Source organism: Polyangium mundeleinium, assembly GCF_028369105.1.
GTDB classification, from domain to species: domain Bacteria; phylum Myxococcota_A; class Polyangia; order Polyangiales; family Polyangiaceae; genus Polyangium; species Polyangium mundeleinium.
This window is the reverse complement of record NZ_JAQNDO010000001.1, coordinates 2,931,711-2,953,834: the sequence shown is the minus strand read 5'-3', so window position 1 is coordinate 2,953,834 and position 22,124 is coordinate 2,931,711. Positions and strand designations below refer to the sequence as shown.

The following is a 22,124-nucleotide window of genomic DNA, read 5'->3' as shown; positions in this document are numbered from 1 at the left end:
GGCCGACCCGACCGGTATCCTCCCTCGCCATGGCCGACTGCGACACACCCCGCGACGAGGCGACCGAGCTCGAAGCCTGGCAGCTCGACGTGCAGCTCCGCGCAGCCATTGCCGAAGACCGGCCCGAGCTCGCCGCTCCGCTCGCGGAACGGCTCTTCGAGATTCGCGACCAGCACCTCGGCGCGTTTCACCCCGACACCCTCGCCGCCGCCACCACGGCGCTCACGCATTATTCCAAGCTCGCACAATGGGCCCCCGCCCTGGGCCTGCTCGAGCGCCTCCTCGACGCCCGCATGCTTCGTAGCGCCGAAGACCCTGCCGCGCTCGAAAAGCCCCTCCAGGCGCTCTCCGACCTCGCCCGGCTGCTCAGCCATGCCGGCGAGCTCGACAAGGCCCGCCGCGCCGCGACGAAGGCCCTCGAAATCAAGCGCAAGATCCTCGGGGAAGAGCACCTCGAGGTGGCCTCGTCCCTCGCGCTCCTCGCCGACATCGAGCTCGAGCGCGGCGAGCTCGGCAGCGCCTCGGACGCCGCGCTCGCGGCGTTCCAGATCCGAGGCGAGCACCTCACCACGCACGCCGCGGACGTCTATGCGGACACGCTCCGGATAGGCGACATCTTCGTCGCGATGAACGATCACGAGGAGGCGCGCAAGAGCTACCGGCTCGCCGTCGACATCACGGCCCGCGCGCTCGACGGCGACCCGCGAAAAATGGGGGAGGCGCTCCTGCGTTACGGGCGCGCCGCGCTCGCCGAGGAGAAGCCGGAGCACGCCGAAAGGCCGCTCGAGGGTGCGCTCGAGATGTACGAGAAAGTGTACGCGCCGAAGGACCTGGCCCTCGTCGTCGTGCTGGACGAGCTCGGGAAAGCGTACCTCGCGCTGGACGATTACGACGCCGCCGAAAAGACGTTCGAGCGCATGCGCGACGTCTATGCGGCGCACTACCCCCCCGAGAGCACCCATTGCGTGGTGGCGACGGTCCATCTCGCGGAGGTCGCGACGAAACGCGGAGAGCACGCGCGCGCGGCGGCGCTCTACGAAGAGGCGCTTTCGATCGCGGAGAAGGAGTTCGGCAAAGAGAGCCTGCGCCTCCAGGTGGTGCTCGACCGCGCGGCGGAGGCACGGCTCGCGGAGGGGAACCTCCCACGCGCGAAGGAGCTTTCGACGTGGCTCTTGCGGCTGCTCGAGCCTCATGTCGCCGGCCCCGACGATCCGGTGCTCTTGCCGACGGTGCGCAAGCTGGCCGATATCGCGCTTCGCGAGAAAGCAGCCGGCGCAGAGGGCCTCGACGTCGGGGAGATCGAGCGGCTGCTCGGGTGGGCCGTGCGGCTGATGGAGGCGGCGACGGCCAAGCTCAATGCCGAGACGGAGGAGATCAAGGCGAAGCTCGCGCGGACGCAGGAGGAGACGTCGGGGGAGGGGGCCGGCGAATGAGGAGCGCGTGCCGGGAGAGGACGGCGCACGTGAAACCCCTCGTCGCCCTTGTTGCGACGCCCTAGGAGCTTCCGCTCCTCAGTCAGGGATTATCGTGCGTTCGCGCTGCACGCTGACGCGAACCTCCGAGAAGAACCCGTCGGGGAGCATCACCGAGCTCAGAATGCGGTAGCGGTTCGTTCCAGCCAACGGCGGATCGAAGTGGTTGACAAACTCGGTATAGGCCTCCGGCTTCGGAGAAAACCTGCACTCCTGGCTCGTGAGGGGACCGTTCGGATACCACGTGCCTTGCTTGACTCCGCCGCCGACGAACACCCACTCCCCGACGAGGATGCTCCACGCGTACACGCGGAACTGCATCTCCGCCAGATTGCACAGCTCTTCACGGATCGACGTCGACTTCTCGGCATGAAATTGAAAGGACCGGTCATAGTCGAGCGGCGGCGTGCTGGTCGAGGGCACGGAGACATCGACGACATAGCTGTTGCAGCCGAGGATGGCGCCCACCAGGCCGGTGTTGTAGGACGGGCCCGCGCTCGTCGAGGTTTTCAGGGTATCACCGGCGAGGAGGCTCAACGTCGCGTCCGGCGCGCCCGACAAGCATCTCACGAGCAGCGCTCCAGACGGGCCCGTATCCTCGCTCGTGTCTGGATCCTCGGCCTCCGATGCGCCGCCTTCCCCTCCACAAGCGCCGAGCATGGCCACGAGGGACGCGACCGCGAGAGACGCGGCGTACCCGACCGGTGCGTGGATCGGCGTCCTGGTGGCGGATGCCCTTCGAGAGGTCGGCCCATCATGCATTTTCATGTTTCCTTCCTCGTGGCGGAGTCCATGCACCACGCCTCTCCATTGCGGATGCGAGGTGCGTCCTCGCGGATGCATCGCAATGGGCGTACCATCTCCCACATGCCATCCCGGTCTCACGATGGGCGGAATGTGCACCTGGCCGTTTACCCGACGCCCGCCATCCCGTAGCACCTCGACCCTGCGCCGCCTGCCACCCCCCGGGACCGCCGGGCTTCTCCGACATGCCCGCAGCACCACCCGCCGCCACCAGCGACGACATCCGAGCAGCGTCGCGCCCCCGCCCGAGGCCACGAGCCAGAGCATCGGATCAACGTGCACGGGCAGGAACGTGCCTGCGTGAGCTTCTCGGACCTGCTCGAACAGCCGCGCCCCCCCTACGCCGAGCTGGTCAGACCTGCTCGACGGGGCGGGGCTCAGGTCTTCCGAGCAGATCGGCGTTGCTCGGAGGTAGCGTCCTGTGCCCCGTACGAGCTTCTCGGACCTGCTCGAACACCCCCGAGCCCCCTCCTCCGAGCAGGTCTGACCAGCTCGCACCCCCGAGCCCACCCCCTCCGAGCAGGTCCGGGAAGCTGCCCGTCTCGTGCAAACCCGGGGGCCGTCGACACGTCAGGCTGCGTTCGAACTCCGTCAACCCGCCGCGGTGCGACGAGAAGCACCGAACCCCCCAGGAGACCGCAGCTGGAGAGCCCGACCGAACGCACTCTCCCACCCCCGCCCCCTCACCCTACCCCCGCACGTCGATCCGCTCCGGCTCCAGCACCACCCCGAGGTACGCCAGCGCCTCGCCCGGGTCCGTGAACACCCCCGTCGGCCGCTCGTCCGCGCGCACCTGCCGCGTCACCTGCAGGATCCCCACCGCCGTCTGCACCAGCGTCGCGATCTTCTGGAATTCCCGCAAGAAGTGCTTCCGCAATCGCCCGAACTCCGCCTCGAAATCAGGGTCGTTTCGCGGAGGCGCCGGGCGCGCGTCGATGAGCAACATCGTCCGCGGCCGCGAGACGTATCCGATCGCCGTCTCCATTTCGACGAACGTGTCCCGCAACGTCTCGATGCTGGGGTACGGGACGCTCGTTCGGGTCACGATCAAGAGCTTTCGGGTCACGTCGTGCCGCAGGACCATGTACGGGTTGCGGTAGACCTCCTTGGGCCCGCCGCGACTCGACGGGATCATGGTCACGGAGCCGGCTCCCGCGTGCACGTGACCATGTGGAGCGAAGAGCCTTCGAGCGGCTGGACCTCGACCGCGCGGCCAAAACGCGAGCGCGAGACGAGCGCGCGGATCGCCGGCGCGTCGCGCGGAACGACGGCCCATTCGAGCAGGTGCTCCATCATCGGCAAATCCGTGAGGTCCGGGCCGAGCGCCGTCCATACCGCCGTCCCCGAAGGCGCGAGGTGGCCCCAGATCCAGTCGAGCAGCGCCACCGCGTCGTCGTCCGAGAGGTAATCGAAGAAGTAGAGCGCGTAGACCATGTGCTGCGGTCCGAGGAAGATCTCCGAGCCCGAGCCAGAGAGGCTCAAGGGCTCCGCGCAAAGGAAGGTCATCGACGAGGCGTGGCCCGCCTCCGAAGCCAGGTGGTTGCCCCGGCGGAGCGCGTCCGGATCCGGGTCGATGCACGTCGCCGCGAGGACGCCCTCGCCCGCCTCGTCCATCGCGTCGAGCAGCTCGTCGCCGCCGCCGCTTCCGATGCTCGTCACCAGGAACGCGCCAGGGCCCGCGTGCTCGGTGGCGCGACGGACGATCTCGGCGGCCATCGCCTTGCGGCTGTCGCGGCGCGCCCGGCAGACAGGCCGATCGAGGAACCACCGGTCGACGAGCGGACCGATGAGGCCGTCGCCCTCGGCATCCGCGTCGGCGATCGCGCGGCGCGTGCCGTCGTCCTCGGCGACGCCGCCGGGTTTGTCGTAGAGGCGCGCGATCGTCGCGCTCGACATGAGCAGCGCGAAGCAGATGCGGAAGACGAAGCTGCCAACACCCTCGCGCAAGCGGCTGATGTCCCGGAACGTGAGGAGGTCGTCGACGCTGATCGCGAGCAGCGCCTTCTCCGTGGTGTGCTCTTCGAGCAAGGCGACCACGCGATCACACGAAGATGCGACCACACGCGCCGCCGCGTCCGGCGCCATCCGGCGCGCCGCGAGCGACTCCTCGACACGCTGGACTTCACGCAAGACGCTCGTGAGGCCGTCGATCAGGCTCGAAGGGACGTGCCGCGCCGAGAGCTGGCCGTAACGCGCCTTGTGCGAGCGCTGGCCGCGGAGCTTCGTGAGGCTGCCGCTCAAGGCGCGCACGCGGCGGGACAAACTCACCGCGAGCGAGCGATAGAAGCGGGCCGCGAGGTCGGGGTGCGCGGAGAGGAGGGCCTCGAGGTCGGCGTTGTCGATGCGGTTCAGGACGGCGTCGCCCTCGGCGACGACGGTGGCGCTCGCGCTGCGTCGTTCGAGGAAGGAGATCTCGCCGAGGATCTGGCCCGGGCCGAAGTAGCCGACGGTGACGCCGCCCGCGCGGACCGAGATGAAGCCCTCTTGCACGAGGAAGATCGCCTCGGGGCTCTGGCCCTCCCGGACGATGGTCTCACCGCGCACGACGTGCCGCCTCTGGCTCGAACGGAGCAGGAGTTCGATGTCCTGATCCCCCAGGAAACTCAGCTTGTCACGGAGCATGCGTCGGACCTCCCTGATCCCCCACGGTCGCCTTGCGGAAATCGAACGCCGCCGGGATGCCGGCGAGGCCGTTCTCGATGACCCTCTCCCAAGCTTCGAGCCCAAACCGATAGAGCGCGTCGCGGCTCTCGGGCACCCGGCGCTGGAAGGAGTTCATCATCATGTTCATCCCCCGGAGCACCGGCGCGACGTGGCGCCACGACGTGCGCGGATACGCGAGCGCGTCCGCCAGGTCCTCGCCGACGAGGTGCCGCGACAGACCGTAGAGCAGATCCACGAGCCGCTGCGCCACCGCCTTCTGCGCCGGGTTCTTCGCGAGCTCGAGCGGCGCCTCCATGAGCGCCTTCACGAGCGCGCGCGAGTCGTCGTCGGGCGGATCCATCACCGCATGGATCAGCCGGATGAGGCGGAGGCCCTCGGCCTCCGTGGCCGCGCAGATCGTCGAATCGACGCCGCTGAGCAGGCCGCCGTAACGCCAGAGCTGGACGATGTCGTCACGCTCGGCCTGCGGGACCTCGTAACCGAGCTTGGACAGGCCCTCGATGAGGACGGACGAGAAGAGCACGTTCGTCCCGGCCATGTACGCCTGGTTCACGGGGATGCCCCAGCGCTCGTAGGGCCAGGATTTGCGCTGGAGCAGGAGCCTGCGCACCTGGGCGTGCATGAGCCGGACGCGGATCGTGATCTTGAAGCCCTCGGCGCCACGGCGAAGGCCACCCGGGCGGCACGTCTCCACGAGGAAACGCGCGGTCTCGGTGAGCCTGCGGGAAGCGCGCTGGACGAGGCGGCCCGAGGCCGTGAGGGGCTTACTGCCATCCGGCGAGGCATAGGAGAGCGGGAGCGAGTAGCAGGCGAGGACAACCGCGCCGAGCGGGCCGGTGCGTAACACGGCGCGGCCGCCGCGGTCGAGTTTGTCCCAGTCGAGCCAGAGCGGAATCTCGTCGATCTGCCGGAAGAACTGCACGAACGCGCGCGGCGGGCGGCGGACGCTGGCGATGCCCTCGTCGAGCGCCTGCTGGAGCATGCGGTTCGCCTGCGCAGGGCGGAGATCGTTCAACACGGCGACGAGCTCGTCGGCCGGCGGGTCGCCGCGCATGAGGAAAGGGCCGAACGAGTCGACGGCCTCGCCAAAACGCGCGCGCGCCGCCGTTCGATCGACGTACCACGCGGGTACACGCGGCACGGCCGCGCCTTCGGGTATGTCGGGGTGCAGCCTGGGGCTGTCGGTGCTCATGGCCGCCTCTCCTCTCCGACTCCTACCACGCCGGACGGACGCCACGATATGCCCAAAGGCACGTCATTGCCTCTTGACACCCAACCCCCCGTGCCGCCCACGGCGTATCAGCGGATCGAGCGCGGAGGCCGCACCGGTTCGTCGTGCGAGGATCCCGGGGAGGAGCCGCTCGGCGACGCGGCGACCCCGGTCGAGGTCTGCGAGGCCGGCGGGGTCGCCGTGGACGCGGGCGCCCCCATCGAGGCAGGGCTCGACGCCGAGGACGGAGACGTGTGGGGCGGCTTCATGCTCTGCCGCAGGGCGCGATGGTACGCGAGCGTGAACTCCTGCCGATCGGTGTAGACCGTGAGCATTCCCCCGAGCGCGAGGTTCGCGATCGAGACGCCCATGCTGACGATCTTCGAGCGGACGAGGATGTGGCTGCCGACGATCTTGCCGCGGATCCAGAAGATCCAATCCGTCAGCTTGAGGCGGGCGTCGGAGTCGTAGCCGCTGAGCTCCCACCAATCGTTGAAGATGACGGGTTTCGCGCCCTGGCTGATCAGCTTGTCGATGGGGTGCGTGATTTTACTCACTACCTCTTTTTCGAGATAGCCGCTGACCTGCTCGTAGACGACGTCGTCCGTGACCTTGATGCGCAGCTCCCCCCTGCTCCAGCGGATGTGGTCTTCCGCACTGGAGTGGGTTCTCGGGGGGCCTGCCGGGGGCATGCGCCACTGATACCGGAATCCAAGGCGGAAGGCCAGCTTCGGCCTGCATTTCCGCGCAGAACCTTCGGTTTTGCGCGGGGAGACAAGCCTCGCCCCCGACGGCTCTTCGTTCAGAAGCGGGGAGATGAGGGAGGAATCGAGGCTAACGCGGGCTCGAGATGGGCGCGCTGTCCGGCATCGCTTCGATGATCCGGCGGCGGCTGGCGCGGAGGAGGCGGCCCACGCCAGGCTCGATGTTGGGGATCGCCGTGCCGATGAGCCGCGCTCGCTCGGCGAGGCGCACGAGGCCCTCCGGTCCGATGCGCAGGCGCGCCTTCGGCTCGATCACGCAGAGCATGCCCCGCGTGCGGCCCGCCGCGTCGAGCACCGGCGCCGCCGCGAACCCCCGCACGAGGCCCTCCATCACCGAGACGTCGCCCTGGAAGAACGGATGCGCGAACGCGTCCGACACGACGAGCGTCTCCCCCGCCCCGAGCACATGCCGGCCGATCCCCCCGAGCACCGGCCACCTGCGCGCATCCATCCCCACCGCCGAGATCAGGGCGCGGCCCTCCCCCTGGGCCACGATCGCAAGCGCCACCGACGCGTGCAGCTCCTCCGCCGCCGACCGAACGAACCAGTCGAGGCGCGGATCCCGCGGCCCCTCCTGCATCGAGCGGACGGAACGGGCCTGCGGTGTCGAGAGCGCCGCCTCCGAGAGCGGCGCCGGCAGCTCCGCGCCCTTCAGCAAGGCCTCGGCGACGTTCCGGAGCGTGTCCGGTGAGGCGCGGTGCGGCAGGATCGCGCTGATGCCGAGGTGCTCGCGCAGCGCGCCGGCGAAGGTGCGGAGCTCGGGGAACGGCGAGGTGACGATGACCTTCGCGCCACGACCGCTGATGCGCGCGCGCAGCCAGTCGAGCACCTCGAACCCGTCGACGACGGGGAGCGAGAGCGACGTGACGAGGAGCGCCGGGGTCCCAAAGCGGCGGAGCAGCCAGATGGCGCGCTCTCCGTCCTGCGCCACGAGTGGGACGAGGCCGAGGGCGTCGACGACGGCAACCTGGGCGGCAGAGAGGGCTGGATCGGGTTCGGCGACAAGGGCGAATGCGGACATGACGTACCTCCTCCGGGGGGCGGGGGGTTCAGGGGATTCGCCACCTACATAGACAATTCTTATGCCACGGCATGGATGCCGTCGGGAAGGGCCCGATCGAGCAGATGACGCGCGAACGTGGCGCGTGTCGCGCAAAGATCGCGCGCCGAAGGTCCGTCCCGCGCGAGCTGTGCTGATGCCTGGACATCGCACTGATGTCCGCGCCCCTCGCATGTCGCGCGGTCACTGCAAATCCTGCGCAAAAAGGGGACGCACGTTCTCCGGTCCCTCGTTGCGCGGGTTGTTGACGCGCGTGGAGACGGGCGTCACGACGAGGTCGTCGCCCACGCGCGCCGCGACCATCGCCTGCAGGACATCAGGTCGCTGCTCCTCCGGATCGAGCCAGGATCCGTAAGCATCCGTGGAGAGGATGACGGGCATGCGATCATGCACGTCCGCCACCGCCGCGCGGGCCTCGGCCGTGAGGATGGTGAAGGTGTCGAGCGTGCTGCCCTCGGCGTTCTTCCAGCGCGCCCATAACCCGGCGAAGGCGAACGGCTTCTCGTCCGGCATGTGGATGCGGCAAGGCTGCTTCTTGCCGGTGCCGAGCTTTTTCCACTCGTAGAAGCCGTCCGTGACGACGAGGCAACGCTTCGACTTGAAGCTCGATCGGTACGCGGGCTTCTCGGCGGCGGTCTCGACGCGGGCGTTGATCATGCGATCGCCGATCGAGACGTCCTTCGCCCACGAAGGGACGAGGCCCCAGCGAGCGAGCTCGATCGTGCGCGGCGCGCCCGGCGCGAGGACACGCACGACGGGCATGTCCTGGGTGGGCGCGACATTGAAGCGCGGCGAGAGGAGCGGGACGTCGTCCACCCCGAAAAGGGGGCCGAGCAGGTTCGGCGCTACGTTCGTCAGGGTGTATCGGCCACACATGGGAACATCCGAAACATCGGCAGGCGGCGCGTCGGCTGTACGCGGCGAACCCGTGTCCACGAGGACAGGCGCGCCGCGGGGCGTTCGTACCACAGGAAGGGGCGCTCGTGGGAAGGAGGATGCGAGCCCCCCTCGCGCGAGAGCGGGCGTGTTGACAAGGGAGCGAGCGGCGGCGACGATGCGGCGCCCGATGGCGATCCACGCGCTCTCCCGTGACGATTTGCTCGTCCTCGTCGACGGTTTCCTCGACGCGTTCAACCGGAACGACCTCGACGCCGTGATGCATCATTTCACGGAAGACGCGCTCTACGTGACGTACGACGGCAAAGAGCACCGCGGCAAGGGGAAGATCCGCGCGGCATTCGAGCCGCAATTCCGTGGCGAATTCGGCAAGATCTCATTCATCGCGGAGGACCGGCTGCTCGACGAGGAGGCCGGGAAAGCAATGGTGCGTTGGACCTGCCGGCACGAGCTCGAAGGCGGGCAGGCGGCGCTTCCCGGGCTCGCCGAGGTGAGGAACCTGGTGTTTCGCGGGGTGGTTGGGCGGGTCTTCGCCTGGCAGGGGCTCGACGTGCTGCATTTCGAGGGGGGCAAGGTGCGGGAGAAGCGAACGTATTCGCACGCGCACGTGCCGCTCGGGCGCGGGGCGAGGTAGCAAAAACCCCTAGGACGCGGGCGCCGCTTTCGCTACCGTCGGCGCGCTTTCCCGATGCTGGGACGACTCGATCGAACGTCTCTCCTCGCCGCGGCCCTCGCGCTCGGGGCCTGCACACGCCCGGCGCCCGAGCCGGCGCACGCGAAGACGAGCCCCCAAGCAGCGCCGTCCCTCGGGCTCGACAAGCCCCTCGTGGGCGGGGCGCGGCTGTTTCATACGGCCGTCGATGAGTCGTTCTGGGTCTCGCACGAGGCGGATCGGGATCGGTTGGTCTCGGCGGGCGTGCGGTTCGAGCTCGGGCCCGAGAGCGGCGAGGTGCTGGCGGCGGCGTGGGACGTCGATCTGGCGCTGAAGAGTGATCCGCTCCTCGGGGCGCTCGCAGTGGCGCCGCACCTCGGCGGCGGGTTCGTGCATTGGAGCCGGACGCGGGTGTTCCGGTCGGACACGTTCACGGGGCCGATGCGGCCGGTCGCGTTCGGCGGGGCGCGCGGGTTCGGGGCCGTGCGCGGGGCGCGGAGCGGGCTCGACGCGGTGCTCGTGTTCGGGGAAGCAGGCACGGCCGCGCTGCGGAAGGGGAGCGACGTGCTGGAAGCGCCGAGCGAGGCGGGGCTCGCGGACTTCGCGGCGCTGGACGCGAAACGCGCGGCGCGCGTGGACTTCCTCGGCAGGCTCGCTTCGACGGGGGACGGAGGTGCGACGTGGAACGACGCGGCGTCCGTCGCGGGCATCGGGAACAAGATGTTCCTGGTGCAGCCGGGCGCGCTCGCGGTGGACACGTGGCAAGGGCGCCTGCCGCTTGGCGCGGACGGGCGATTCGGGCCGATGGACGGGGCGCAACACGGATCGAGCCACGGGCGCGGGTTCGAGCCGATCCTGCCCGGGTCGAGGGCGGACGATCGGAACGCGTGGTGGATCTGGCGGGATACGCCGCCGATCCAGGCCGCGGTGCTCGGCGGGGCGAGGGTCGCGGCGGGGCGGGCGCTGGCGATGAGCCCGTCGGCCGTGGCGGAGGTGGATCTCGCCGGTGCTTCGATCCTCCGCGCCGTGACGGATTTTCCGCAGCCGGGGCTCATGTGCTCGGCGGTGGCGGGGCCCGAGGCGCCGCTCGTCGTGTGCGGCTGGGAGATGTACCAGGACACGAGCTCGTACGTGATGCGCCTGCGGGACGGGGCGCTCCCGCCCGTGGTCGAGAAGGCCTTCAGCGATGACGGCTACTTCGTGACCGACGACGCGGGCGCGCTCGCGTTCGTGGGATCGTGCAAGTACACGCCGCGGCTGGTCGATCCGAACGATCCGTCGCGCATGGACTTCGGCAGCGAGCTGCGGCCGGCGACGCGGATCTGCGTGCGGCGAGGTCCGGACGACTGGGTCGAGCACGCGATCGAGCTGCCGCCCGGGCAGGAGTTGTACGGCTGGGCGCCGCGGCGGGACGGGACGGCCGTGGCGCTGGTCGTCGATCCCCACGCGGAGGGTTTGCCCGAGGCGAAACACGATACGTCGAGCGTGGTCGTGCAGGGCGGGGTGCGGATCGTGCGGGTGCCGGCCGAGGTCTCCGGCATGGTGTTCTCGCGCCCGTCGTGGAGCCCGTACGGCATGTACTCGGGCAACGTGCGCGGGCCGCTCGGGCCGTTCATGGATCGGCGGTTCCAGGCGCGCGAGGACGGCTCGCTCGAGGGCTGGGTGGCGTCGCCGAACGCGGGCGACGTGAGCGGCGTGTTCGCCGGGGTCGTCGTGGATCCGCACGGGCGGGTGACGACGTTCCCCCCGCCGCCGCGGGTCCTCGGCATGAGCGTGACGGGCGACTTCGGCCTGGCGATCACGCGGGACGGCGATCTGTACGAGACGATCGATCACGGCCGGAGCTTCCAAGCCGCGGGGCGGTCGCCGCTGCCGCCCGCGTCCTTCGGCGGGTTTTGCTCGCCGCTCGGGTGCGTGATCGGCCCGGTGACGCGCCTCGGCTGGGGATCACCCGGCGCGGCGCCCGTGGTGTACCCGGACAACCCCGTCGAGGAGCCGGAGCCGGAGGCGCCCATGCGCCTCACCTGCACGCCGAACGGCAAACCGGAGATCATGCCGGACGCGGCGATCGTGCCAGACAAGGGACGGTTGTCGTGGCAAACGGGGCTCGGCAACATGGTCACGCTCGTGCGCGAGGTGGAGAACGTGCCCGGGGAGGAGCCGGGGCAAGCGGGGCTGCCGCCCGAGATCACGCAGATGCTCCCGCCGGAGGTGCTCGCGCAGCTCCCGAAGGACGCGCTCCAGGTCCTGTTGAAGAACATGCCGCAGGGCGGAGCGGCCCCGCCGGCGCCGGGGAAGACGCCGCCGCGGAAGGCGAGCGCGGCGACGCTGCGCACGCACTCGCTCCTGATGCGCGCGCTGTTCGAGCCGGGCGCGTCGCCGCTGCGGATCGACGCGACGAGCGCGGACCTGGAGAACACGCGGCGCGTGGTGGTGACGCCGCTGCTGACGCCGAAAGGGGACGTCGGGCTCCTGTTCGTGACGGACAAGCACGAGCTCGTGGTGACGAACGAGCGGGTCGCGACGCTGCCGCTCTTCGAACCCCGGCGCTACACGGTGGCCGACGCCGCGCCGGGGGCCGGGCTCCTGCTCGGGCCGGAGCGCGCGCTCGTGCTGGGCGAGATCCGCCGGCGTATGACGATCGAGGAGCACGCGCAGGCGCCGCTACGCCCGCCGGTCTTCGTGGGTCAGGAGCGCGACACGGGCGGGCGCAGGCCGATGACGCTGGCCCGGCGGGACGACGGGGCGATCGGGATCTTGCTCTGGGACGGGAGCCCGCCGCGCGTGGTCGCCGTCGCGGAGATCGATCCGGCGACGTCGAGCCCGCGGCCGCGGACGCCGCTCGCGTCGTGGACGACGGCGACGCCAGCCGACGATCCGCGCTGCAAGAAGGCCACGGGCTGGCGTGCGCTCGTGCCCATGGAGCCCTCGGCGTGGCTCGGGTTCGACCCACGCGCGCTGCCAGGCGTGTCGTTGCGCGCGTCGGGCGCGGCGCTCGTGCGCTGGACGGAGGAGCGGGTCTGCGTGGAGGCGATCGACGTCGGGGCCGAGCGCCGGCTCGACGACGTCACGCGCAGCGAGGGGAGCCTGGTCGTGCGCTGGGAAGCTTCAGGCTCGAAGCGCCGCGGCGCCGTGCTCCAGGCGGGCGGGCTGCGGCAAGAGCTCACGTGCAAGCTCGAACCAACGCCACGGGAGCAAGCCCGATGAAGCGCGCCGCCCTCACGTCGGCCTGCGCGCTCCTCGTGGCCGCGGCGAGCTGCACGGGCGCGCGCCCCACGCCGAGCACGCCTTCGGCCGAGGAAGCTGCGCGCGGGGGCGTGGAGGAGAAGGCGTCGCGGGCGTCGGTCCTCGGTCCACCGCGCTGGGTCGTGCCCGGCGCGGCCGAGTGGATCGAGCGGACCGAGGCCGGGGTCGATCGAGCCCTCGCGGGCGGTCGCCGCGTCGAGGCGCGTGGCGCCGACGTGATCGCGCGGGCCAAGGACACGGCCGATTTCGACGGTGCGGCAGCGGCCCCGCCGTGGAGCGCCACGCCGACCGCGCCCGCGCGCTACGTGCTCTGGAAGGAGCGCGAGGTGTTCGGCGCGGCCGCGTGGCTCGGCGAGGCCCGGTCGCTCGGGAAGCTGCCGGCGACCGTGCAAAGCACGTTCGACTGGATCGACGGCGTCGGCCTCGTGACGGCGGCCGGCGTGTTCGTGGTGTCGCCCGCGGGAGGCCCGCCGCGGAAGCTCGACCTGCCCGGGTTTGCCACGGGGCTCGCGGCCGACGCGCGCCGCGCGCTCGTGCTGACCGTGTTCGGCCACGCGCGCCTCACGGTGGACGGCGGCGCGACCTTCCGCGACGTGTCGGCGGAGCTCGCCGATGCGACGGAGATCGAGGTCCGCGGCGAGGATCTGCACGTCAAACTCCGGGGCGAGGAGAGCCGGCTCGTCGACGCACGCGGGGCCATCGTGTCGGATCGCGCGCCGCAGGGCCCGAGGCGCCACGAGCCGCCGCCCGAGCTCGATGATTTCTGGCCCGAGGACGCTGCCCAGTCGCCCCTCGACGCGGCGGCCGCGTACGGCATGCGCTGGCTCGAAGGGGACGCCCTCACGGTCACGGAGAGCGCCGTCGCGCGCGTCGACCTGCGCACGGGCCGCGCGACCGCGCTCCTCGCGCTCGAAACGGCCGAGGACACATGCGCGCCGCTCCGCGTGAAGGACGGCGCGTTGCTCGTCTGCGAATCACACAACCGCGCCACCGTGCTCGACCTGCCGAGCGGCAGGCGCATCGAGCGCACGTTCGATTTGCCGGACGCGCCGACCTGGGATCGCTTCGTCGTCGCGGACGGCGAGGCGCTCGGCTTCGTCGGCCCGTGCGAGGGGCCCGCGCCTGGCTCGCCCGCCGACGTCGTCGCCTCGGCCTCGCCCACGAACGCCTCGAACCAGCGGAGCCCGGTCTTCTGCGTGCGCAAGGGCCCGGGCGTGTGGGTCGAGCACCGGCTCGCGCCCGCCGACGCGAGCGACGTCGTCGCCTGGATCCCGCGCGCCGAGGGCGCCGCCGTGGCCCTCGTGGCCATCCCCGGCACGTTCCTCCACGGCGCGCCCCGCGTCACCGTGCGCGGCGCCCTCCGCGTCGTGCGCGTGGGCCGCAACGAGCCGCCGCTCGACATCACCACGTACAGCTCCGAGACGAGCGCGCTGCTCACGCGGGCGCTCCACGTCACCCCCGACGGCACCATCGAGGGCTGGCTCCCTTCGGCGCACAGCCCGTCGAACCTCGCGGCCGTGACCATCGACGCCGAGGGCCGCCCCCGGCAGCACGCCTTCCCGGCGCAGACCCTCAGCGTCACGACCTCGGGCCGCTTCGGCCTCGCCCGCACCGAGACCGAGCGCCTCTTCGAGACCACGGACTACGGCCGCAGCTTCCGCCTCGTCGCGCCCCCACCGAGCGGCGGATCGGCCGAGCCCATGTCGTGCAGCGAGATCGGCTGCCAGGTCGGCACGTTCGTGCGGATCGGCTGGAACGACGGCTCCGAGCCGGCGCCCGAGGACACGACCCCGCCCAGGCAGAACCCCGAGTACCAGCGCCCGATCCCCGAGCCGCCGCTCGTGCGCCTGGCCTGCCGGTACGCCGGCCTGGGCGAGGGCAAGCGCATCCCCGAGTCGTTTGGCCTCGGCTACACGAAGACGCCGATCGCCCGCCTGACGCCCGGCCGCATCGGCTTCACGGGCGGGATGTTCATCCCCTGGAGCGGCCCGCAGCCCGGGGGCACGACGGGCGACGCCGAGGTCGCCTACGTGCCCCTGCTCGACCTCGCGGCGCCCATCGTCCGCGCCACGATCCCGATCGCGCGCCTCGGCTCCACCCCGTTCCACCCGTACGAAATCCGGCTCGGCTACGTGCTCGACGGCACGAAGGTGCGGGCCGTGGCCACCGCGGGCATGGGCCGCTGCGCCGCCTCCCTCGTCGACGACGCGGGCCTGACCCTCCCGATCGGCGGGTGCATCGACGACCCCGCGGTGGGCGTCGTCCACGGCAGCCGCGCCCTCCTCGTGAGCGGGAACGGCGGCGGTCAGGCCGTCTCCGCCGTGGAGCTGCCCCGCTCCGCGCCGACACCGGGCCGCGCCGTCATCGCCGGCGCGCGGCGCGAGCTCGGCTTGCTCCATCCGCCCGAGGGCGCGAGCCGCTTCGACCTCGCGGCCGGCCTGCGCGGAAAGGACCCGGTCGTCGTCGCCGTCGACGCGGGCGGCAACGCCGTGCTCGCGCCGCTCGACCCGGATCGGGGCACGCTCGGCCCGGAGAAACGCCTCGCGTCCCTCGACGGCCTCGCCGCCGCCTCGGATCCTCGTTGCGCGCCGCAGCCCGACGACGCCCGCGTGGTCCTGCCCTTCGACACGGAAATCGGCCTCGCCCAGGGAACACTCCACGGCATCGTCGCGAGCGGATCGGCGGGGTTCGCCGTCCTGCGCTGGTCGCCGGCCCGCGTGTGCCTCGAAGCCGTCGAGCTCGCGGTCCGCGACGAGCGCCACGAGGTCGAGCTCGGCTACTACGACCCACCGGGCACGGTCCGCAAGGTCATCGCCCGCTTCGACGGCAAGGGCCCCGGCAAGGGCACGCTCGTGGTCCTCGGCTTCGGCGTCGAGGTCCGCCAGCCGCTCACCTGCGAAGGCATCGTTCGATGAGAAAACGCGCCGTCCCCGGGGCCGCGTCGATCGCCCTCGCCGCCCTCGCCGCCTCCTTCGCCGCCTGCTCCGCGAAGCCCGCGCCCCCGGGCGCCGCCGCCTCGCCGCCCGCGCCGCTCCGCGCGAAACCCAACGCCACGCCCGAACCCCTCCTCGGCCCGGCTCGCTACATCCTCGCCGAGGGCGTTGGCGTCTCCTTCGACGAGGCTGGCCGCGCCTCCGCCTTGCCCCGCCGCGAGCCCGCCATCGCCTCCGGCAACCGCTTCCTCCTCGACGGCGGCCTCGTCCTCGCCGAGGCGCGTGGCCCCGAGGCGCTCTCCGGCTTCCGCTCCCTGCCCGCGCGCCTCGGCGGCGGCTACGTCTTCTGGTCGGACGCGCGCACCTACCGCGCCGACACCTTCCTCGGCGAGCTCCGCCCCATCGCGCAAATCGCAGCCGAGGGCGGCGCGCGCCCCTGGCTCGATACTCTCGTCCTGCGCACCGACCTCGGCCTGCTCGAGCTCGACCCCCGCGCCCCCACCCCTGCCCTCCGCCGCACCGACCTCGCGCGCTTCGCCGAGGCCTTCTCGCTCGACGGCAAGCACGGCGTCCGCCTCGACGCCTTTGGCCGCGCCGAGATCACCACCGACGGCGGCAAGACCTTCCGCGACCTCACCGCCGAGCGTGGCGACCGCGTCTTCAGCTTCGAGGAGGGCGAATCCGGAACCCTCCTCCTGCTCCCGGGCGCGGGCCGCCAGCCCACGCTCGCCCTCGACCCCGCCAAAGGCCTCGTCCCCGTCGCCGCGACCCCGCAGAACGACCTCGGCGTGGGCATGACGCCCACCTCCGCCAGCGAACCGCTCCCCTCGAGCCGCCAGCTCGCCCCGTACGATCTCCCGGGCGCCGTCTTCGCCGGAGCGCGCCTCCCGGGCGGCCGCGCCCTCGTCACGCGCGAGCAAATCGTCCGCGTCCTCGCCCTCGGCACGGGCCAGCTCCTCGACGACGCCCTCCTGACCGGCGTCGCCGAGCCCTACACGCGCTGCCAGCCCATCACCCTTGGCGCCGAGGTCCTGCTCGCGTGCACCCATCCGCACGGCGCCCATGTCCTCGCCTTCCGGGACGACCCTTCCGCGCCGCGCCTCGAAGCCACCTTCCCCGAGCCTTCCGCCTTCATCGCGGGCCTCGGCGCGCGCTTCGCGTTCACGGGCCGATGCGGCGCGCTCGTCCCCGCCGTCGCCGATTTCCGGGGCGCCCCGCCCGTCAGCGAGCCGCCCCTCCGGCTCTTCGGGCCGAGCGAGTCCGAATCCACGGCGCCCCCCGGGGACCCGCCCGAGCCCCTCGACCCGACTCCCGCGGACGAGGCCTACATCTGCGTCCGCGCCGCCGACGGCACCTGGACCGAGCGACGCCTCCTCGGCGAAGACGCGTCCCATCTGTACCGGTTCCTCCCTGGGGACGGCGGAACAGCCACCGCCCTCGTCCTCCGCGGCAAGGACACGAAAACCGCCCCCCCACCCGCGCCCGAAGGCGTCCGCATCCTCCGCGTCGACCCCGACGACCCCGCCCTCGGCGGCGCCGTCTTCCCGGCCGCCCTCACGCCCATGGAGGACCCGCCCTATCGCTCGATCGACCGCGATTTCTGGCTCGACGAGAAAGACGGCTCCCTCCACGGCTGGGTCGTCCTCCCGCCCGAAGGCGAGGATCCCGCCGAGGCCCTCGAACGCGACCCCATCCCCCAGGGCCGCTCCGAGCGCATGCTCCCCGTCTCCACGCGCCTCGGCGGCCGCTTCGCCGGCGTCCACATCCAGCCCGACGGCCGCGTCGTGGTCCATCCCCTCCCGCCCGGCGTCGTCGAAGTCCTCCGCGGCGGCGCCTTCGCCCTCGCCCGCGCCGACAACGACGGCGCCGCCACCTACCATGAGACCACCGACGGCGGCCGCACCTTCCGCCCCGTGGTCGCCCCTCCCGTCGGCGAGCTCAACGCCCCCTACGACGCCAACGTCGTCCAGGGCTGCTCCGAACTCGGCTGCGCCCTCGGCGACGGCGTCGTCCGCCTCGGCTGGGGAAGCCCGGCCCCCGCGGCCCCGCCGGATGTACCACCTGACATCGCCCCCGCCCCCGAGCCGCCCGCCAAGCGCCTCGGCTCCCTCCCCCTCCGCTGCCGCCTCGAACGCTCCGGCGCCCCCGCGCCCCGCGGCGAGAGCAAGACCGACGCCGGCCCCCCGCCCCTCCCCGCCTCGCTCCGCACCCCGCCTGGCGTCGCCGTCGGCGTCGTCCGCGCGGGCAGCTTCCAGGTCGACGTCGGCCTCCCCTTCGACCCGCGCGCCCCGCGCCGCGCCACCTTCAAGGCCCCGACCCTCACCCGCGTCGAGGGCGCCATCGTCCCCGTCCTCCTCGCGACCGACGCCTCGCCCGTGGGCCTCTTCCTCCGCACGAGCGAGCTCCGCTTCGACCTCGGCCTCCCGGGCGGCCCGCCGAGCACGGGCCCCGTCGCCCTCAAGCACCACGGCGTCTTCACCTCCGCCGCCGACCTCGGCCGCGGCGACCTCCTCACGCTCAATGGCATGGACGGCGAGCTCTCCTTCGTCCGCGGCGGCCTCGTCCGCCGGTTCACCGAGATCGCCCGCGTCTCCGACGTCACCCGCCACCGCCTCGGCCTCGCGCGCCGCCGCGGCGATGCCGCCTCCCCTCGCCTCGCCGTGAGCGCTGTCTCTGGCACCTCCGGCGACATCCTCCTCGCCGACCTCGACCTCGCCCGCGCCACCCTCGGCCCCGTGCGCGCCGCCGGCAGCCTCACGAACCTCGACCCCTCCCCGGCTTGCCGCCCCGACCCCGACGCCTACCGCCTCCTCGCCGAGGTCCTCGTCGATGTCCAGTTCGACCCGCCGCACCCTGATCACGACGCCCCGAGCCTCGGGGCCACGGCCCTCGTCGCCGTCTCGGCCGGCCGCACCTGCCTGGAGGGGCTCGAGGTCCGTTTGCCCCGGAACAACACGACCCTCGTGGTCCGATTCCCGTCGCCCGGCGCATCCCTCGTGCGCGAGGCGGGCCGCAGCGACGCGGCGATCTGTTCGAGCCCTTGACCTAGGCCGCCTTGGCCGCGGTCCGCGCCTTCGCGAACAGCTCGATCATCACCCGATTGAAGGCCGGGATATCGTCCGGCTTGCGGCTCGTCACGAGCTGGTCGTCGTTCACCACCTCCCGATCGACCCACGACGCGCCCGCATTCACGAGGTCCGTCCGCACGGACGGCCACGACGTGACCTGACGACCGCGCACCACGTCCGCCTCCACCAGCATCCAGGGCCCGTGGCAAATGGACGCGATGGGCTTTCCGGTATCGAAGAACGCGCGCACGAGCTGAACGGCCGCCGGGTTCATCCGCAGCTTGTCCGGGTTGATCACCCCGCCCGGCAGCAGCAATGCCTCAAAATTCTCCGGCCGGGCATCCGCGAGCGGCACGTCCACGCCAAAGGAATCGCCCCACTGCTTGAATTTCCACCCGCGCACCTGCCCGCTCACGGGCGACACGATCGCCGTCTGCGCGCCTGCCGCATCGAGCGCTCGCCGCGGCTCGGTCAGCTCGACCTGCTCGAAGCCATTCTCCACGAGAATCGCCACACGCATCCCCGTCAGCTCGTTTGCCATGACTGCCTCCGTTCCACGCCCCCCGCAAGCAAGGCGTCTGCCACGGGGGGAGCCGCAGGCCGAGCCCCTCGGCCCGTGCGTCAGAGCTGGAAATCCCCCGCGGCCTCGGGCTGATAGGGCACGGCGAGCACGCAGAGCCGCCGGGAGCCGGACGTCGGCATCGGCCACGTGATGCCCTGGCCCACGGAGAGCCCGAGCAGCGCCGTTCCGATGGGCGAGAGCACGGACACCCGCCCTTCCTCGACGCGCGCGTCCCGCGGATACGTGATCACCACCTCGCGGCGTTTTTGCGTCACCTCGTCCAGATAAAGCACCCGGCTGTTCATCGTCACCACGTCCGACGGCACGGCGGGCGGCTCGACGAGCTTCGCGCGCGCGAGCTCCCTGTCGAGCGCCTCTGCGGCCGCGTGCGTCGTGCCTTCGAGGTGCAGCTCGACCACCCGGCGAAGGCGCTCGGCATCCTGGGTTGTGATCACGAGACTCGGAGCGATTGGGTACATGGGGCTTGGACCTCCCTGGGCACGACATGCGGGTCATTCGTCCGGCGCGCCGTCGCCCCCGCCGACGAGCACCCCGACGAGCGACCGCAATCCGACGACACAAGATACGAACAGCCCGAGCTTCACGAAAAGCACGAGCTCGGAGCGCGTGAGAATGTACGAAAACCTCATCGTCCCCTCCGATCGAAATCGCGGACGAGCGGCATCACGGCGCCCCTGAAGAACACCGAGACCCGACGAGCGCACCTCGCTGCCGACGCACGAACCATGGCCCACGAAATCGTCGTGGCGGTGTCGGCGCGCGGCTCGGCTACGGCTCCGCGGCTTCGAACGGAGGGCCCCGCGCCAGATCGGGCGCCTGCGCATCGGCCCCCGAGCGCTTCGGATCGAGCCGATCGGCGGCCTTCACGTGTTTCGCGCGGCTCATGCCACGCCCGAACATCAACAGGCCTGGATCTGGAGGCTCGTTCACGTCGCAGCCGCTCACGGTTCGCGCTGCGGAGCTTGTCTCCGGGGTCTTCGTCATGGCGGCCGACGCTCGTCCATCACCTTCGGAGACGCAGACGAGAAAGGCAAGCGTAAAGATTTCGTCGACGTTGTCGACGACCGCGCGGGCCGTGCTCGCGCGGCGGCGGATGACCGCGGACAGGCTGCCGCGACCTCAGCGCATCGCTGGGGCCTTTGTGTCCTCGGCGTGCCGATACGTCGCCGTTGCCACATAATGAAGGACCCTGCCGCAGTCGCCCAGGCTGCACCGCCCCGTGCACGACTGCTGGCCCTCGAACATCGTCTGGCGCGACGCGAGGGCCGCGAGGATCTCGCTCGTCACGTCGTATCCTCCGTCTCGACACCGCGGCTCGGAGCACGACATCTCGAAGAGGGCGGGGGCCTGCGCGAGGACGACGCGCCGGATGTAGCGGGTCCCGCCCACGTTGCTGCCCCTCGGCGTCTCGTCGATCTCGATGTGGAGATCCGTCAAATCCGGAGCTCGCTCGAGGAGCTTGCCCGCGGCGTCTTCCCGCGCCATCCGCTGGTTCCGACGCTCCGTGCGCTCGAGGTTCTTGCGATAATTCATCGTCCTCCTTGATCGCGGTCACGATCGATCACGCGCCACGCGGCGGGGCGAGCTCGAACGTACTTCCTCGCGTCAGGCCAAGATACGTAAGATACCACGGCCGAAGGCATTTTGCTCGCATGATTGTTCCGGGCGTAGAGGACCCAGGACGTTATGGTCCTCCGCCCCTGTCGACCCCGTTGAAGACCCGCGCGCCGGCTGCCCTCCTCCCGGCCCCTTCCCCTCTCGAACTCCGCGCTTCATCGCGCGATCGGAGTGGCCCCCGCGCCGTTCAACGCGCGATCGGCCGAAGCTGCTTTTTGACCTTCTTGATGAAGGTCTCCGTGCATTTGCCGTGCGTGGCCTCGTGGTCGGCAATCTCGCGCGTCAACTTGGCCTTCGTGTCATTCGAGACGTGCGCGCTCGCCTGCACCTCGTTCGCGAGGGCGATGCCCGCCGACGTCGCAGGCCCCTGGGCCTTCGGGGGGGCGGCGGCCTTGTTCGTCGCACGGTAATGCGAGGGCTTCGTCTTCGTCACGTCACGCAGCCCGCCATCCTCGGACCTTCGCCCGGTCCCGTGGCAGCCCGGGCATCGTGTCTCGTTTCCGAAGGAGTTCGTGATACGGCCGTCGCCGCCGCAGATTCCGCAACTGTCGACTGCCATTCGTACCTCCGCGGGCCTGGGTCGTGGACACGGCCCTCTCCACCGAGCCCCTCTTTCGAGGGGCGAAACGCACATCGGCGGCGCGGTGCGGCCTGCTCGTCAGAGCCGCCGCGCCTTCGCGCCGCCGATCACGCTCGATCGATCAGTAGCGGCGACCGCCGCCGCCGCCGTAGCCGCCGCCGCCACCACCACCGTAGCCGCCGCCGCCGCCGCCGCCGCGCGGGGGACGCTCCTGCGCCTCGTTCACCTTGATCGGGCGCCCGTCGAGCATCAGCCCGTTGAGCTGCGCGATCGCGTTGTTCGCCGCCTGCGCGTTGGCCATGGTGACGAACGCGAAGCCGCGCGGCTGGCCCGTCTCGCGATCGGTGGGCATCGCCACCTCGCGAACATCGCCGGCCGCGGCGAAGGCGCTCTCGAGGGTGGCCTGGGTGGTGCTGAAAGAAAGATTTCCGACGTAAAGACGATTGCCCATGTTGCTTTCGTGGCTTCTCATGAGCGTCCATGGAGGACGCCCCACGCCAACCGTTTCGAAGAAGCCTCAGTAGGCGAAACGGTGGCGCACCGGAACGCACGAAGACCCATCATGGGAACGTCG

General features: G+C 71.4%; 19 protein-coding genes. 5 read left to right on the top strand and 14 right to left on the bottom strand.

The window, feature by feature from the left end:
- Positions 1-29 precede the first annotated feature (29 nt).
- Positions 30-1,433, top strand: a complete 1,404-nt coding sequence (locus POL67_RS12005; protein WP_271917408.1) for a tetratricopeptide repeat protein — start codon at positions 30-32, stop codon at positions 1,431-1,433.
- A 78-nt stretch (positions 1,434-1,511) separates the two neighbouring features.
- Here the strand turns inward: POL67_RS12005 and POL67_RS12000 are convergent, their stop codons facing one another.
- The 7 genes from POL67_RS12000 to POL67_RS11970 form a co-directional block, all read right to left on the bottom strand.
- Positions 1,512-2,009, bottom strand: a complete 498-nt coding sequence (locus tag POL67_RS12000) for a hypothetical protein (RefSeq protein ID WP_271917407.1) — start codon at positions 2,007-2,009, stop codon at positions 1,512-1,514.
- A gap of 955 nt (positions 2,010-2,964) precedes the next feature.
- Positions 2,965-3,411 (bottom strand): hypothetical protein, encoded by a 447-nt coding sequence (locus POL67_RS11995; protein WP_271917406.1) that lies wholly within the window; start codon positions 3,409-3,411, stop codon positions 2,965-2,967.
- A gap of 2 nt (positions 3,412-3,413) precedes the next feature.
- On the bottom strand, positions 3,414-4,898 hold the full coding sequence (locus tag POL67_RS11990) for a cyclic nucleotide-binding domain-containing protein (RefSeq protein ID WP_271917405.1): 1,485 nt from the start codon (positions 4,896-4,898) through the stop codon (positions 3,414-3,416).
- Positions 4,888-6,132 carry an oxygenase MpaB family protein gene (locus tag POL67_RS11985; protein WP_271917404.1) on the bottom strand — a complete coding sequence of 415 codons (1,245 nt, stop codon included), beginning with the start codon at positions 6,130-6,132 and terminating at the stop codon, positions 4,888-4,890. Before POL67_RS11985 ends, POL67_RS11990 begins: the two co-directional genes overlap by 11 nt.
- 107 nt (positions 6,133-6,239) lie before the next feature.
- Entirely contained in the window at positions 6,240-6,842 is a 603-nt protein-coding gene (locus POL67_RS11980) for a hypothetical protein (RefSeq protein ID WP_271917403.1), read from the bottom strand.
- A gap of 142 nt (positions 6,843-6,984) precedes the next feature.
- Positions 6,985-7,935 (bottom strand): response regulator, encoded by a 951-nt coding sequence (locus tag POL67_RS11975; RefSeq protein WP_271917402.1) that lies wholly within the window; start codon positions 7,933-7,935, stop codon positions 6,985-6,987.
- A 222-nt stretch (positions 7,936-8,157) separates the two neighbouring features.
- Positions 8,158-8,850: an SOS response-associated peptidase gene (locus tag POL67_RS11970; protein WP_271917401.1), complete on the bottom strand. Its 693-nt coding sequence runs from the start codon at positions 8,848-8,850 to the stop codon at positions 8,158-8,160.
- 190 nt (positions 8,851-9,040) lie between these two features.
- Here POL67_RS11970 and POL67_RS11965 point away from each other — a divergent pair, with 190 nt between their 5' ends.
- The 4 genes from POL67_RS11965 to POL67_RS11950 are packed head-to-tail and all read left to right on the top strand — an operon-like array spanning position 9,041 to position 18,746.
- Positions 9,041-9,505: a YybH family protein gene (locus POL67_RS11965; RefSeq protein ID WP_271917400.1), complete on the top strand. Its 465-nt coding sequence runs from the start codon at positions 9,041-9,043 to the stop codon at positions 9,503-9,505.
- A gap of 54 nt (positions 9,506-9,559) precedes the next feature.
- Complete coding sequence (locus tag POL67_RS11960) at positions 9,560-12,730, top strand: hypothetical protein (RefSeq protein WP_271917399.1); 3,171 nt, start codon at positions 9,560-9,562, stop codon at positions 12,728-12,730.
- Positions 12,727-15,684 (top strand): hypothetical protein, encoded by a 2,958-nt coding sequence (locus tag POL67_RS11955; protein ID WP_271917398.1) that lies wholly within the window; start codon positions 12,727-12,729, stop codon positions 15,682-15,684. The genes POL67_RS11960 and POL67_RS11955 overlap by 4 nt, the downstream gene beginning before the upstream one ends.
- A complete protein-coding gene (locus tag POL67_RS11950) occupies positions 15,681-18,746 on the top strand; it encodes a hypothetical protein (protein WP_271917397.1) in 3,066 nt (1,021 codons plus the stop codon). The genes POL67_RS11955 and POL67_RS11950 overlap by 4 nt, the downstream gene beginning before the upstream one ends.
- A 1-nt stretch (position 18,747) precedes the next feature.
- Here POL67_RS11950 and POL67_RS11945 read toward each other — a convergent pair whose 3' ends face one another.
- The 7 genes from POL67_RS11945 to POL67_RS11915 form a co-directional block, all read right to left on the bottom strand.
- Complete coding sequence (locus POL67_RS11945; RefSeq protein ID WP_271917396.1) at positions 18,748-19,311, bottom strand: type 1 glutamine amidotransferase domain-containing protein; 564 nt, start codon at positions 19,309-19,311, stop codon at positions 18,748-18,750.
- 80 nt (positions 19,312-19,391) lie between these two features.
- Positions 19,392-19,811 (bottom strand): nucleoside diphosphate kinase regulator, encoded by a 420-nt coding sequence (gene rnk / locus POL67_RS11940; RefSeq protein WP_271917395.1) that lies wholly within the window; start codon positions 19,809-19,811, stop codon positions 19,392-19,394.
- Between the two features lie 33 nt (positions 19,812-19,844).
- The gene (locus POL67_RS11935; protein WP_271917394.1) at positions 19,845-19,982 is read right to left on the bottom strand and encodes a hypothetical protein; all 138 of its coding nucleotides are present in this window, start codon (positions 19,980-19,982) and stop codon (positions 19,845-19,847) included.
- A gap of 139 nt (positions 19,983-20,121) precedes the next feature.
- Positions 20,122-20,337, bottom strand: a complete 216-nt coding sequence (locus POL67_RS11930; RefSeq protein ID WP_271917393.1) for a hypothetical protein — start codon at positions 20,335-20,337, stop codon at positions 20,122-20,124.
- A 135-nt stretch (positions 20,338-20,472) separates the two neighbouring features.
- Positions 20,473-20,886: a hypothetical protein gene (locus tag POL67_RS11925; RefSeq protein ID WP_271917392.1), complete on the bottom strand. Its 414-nt coding sequence runs from the start codon at positions 20,884-20,886 to the stop codon at positions 20,473-20,475.
- Positions 20,887-21,157: 271 nt separating this feature from the next.
- Positions 21,158-21,529, bottom strand: coding sequence for a molecular chaperone DnaJ (locus tag POL67_RS11920; protein WP_271917391.1), 372 nt, complete (start codon positions 21,527-21,529; stop codon positions 21,158-21,160).
- A gap of 142 nt (positions 21,530-21,671) precedes the next feature.
- Positions 21,672-22,022, bottom strand: a complete 351-nt coding sequence (locus tag POL67_RS11915; RefSeq protein ID WP_276075591.1) for an RNA recognition motif domain-containing protein — start codon at positions 22,020-22,022, stop codon at positions 21,672-21,674.
- Positions 22,023-22,124: the final 102 nt, after the last annotated feature.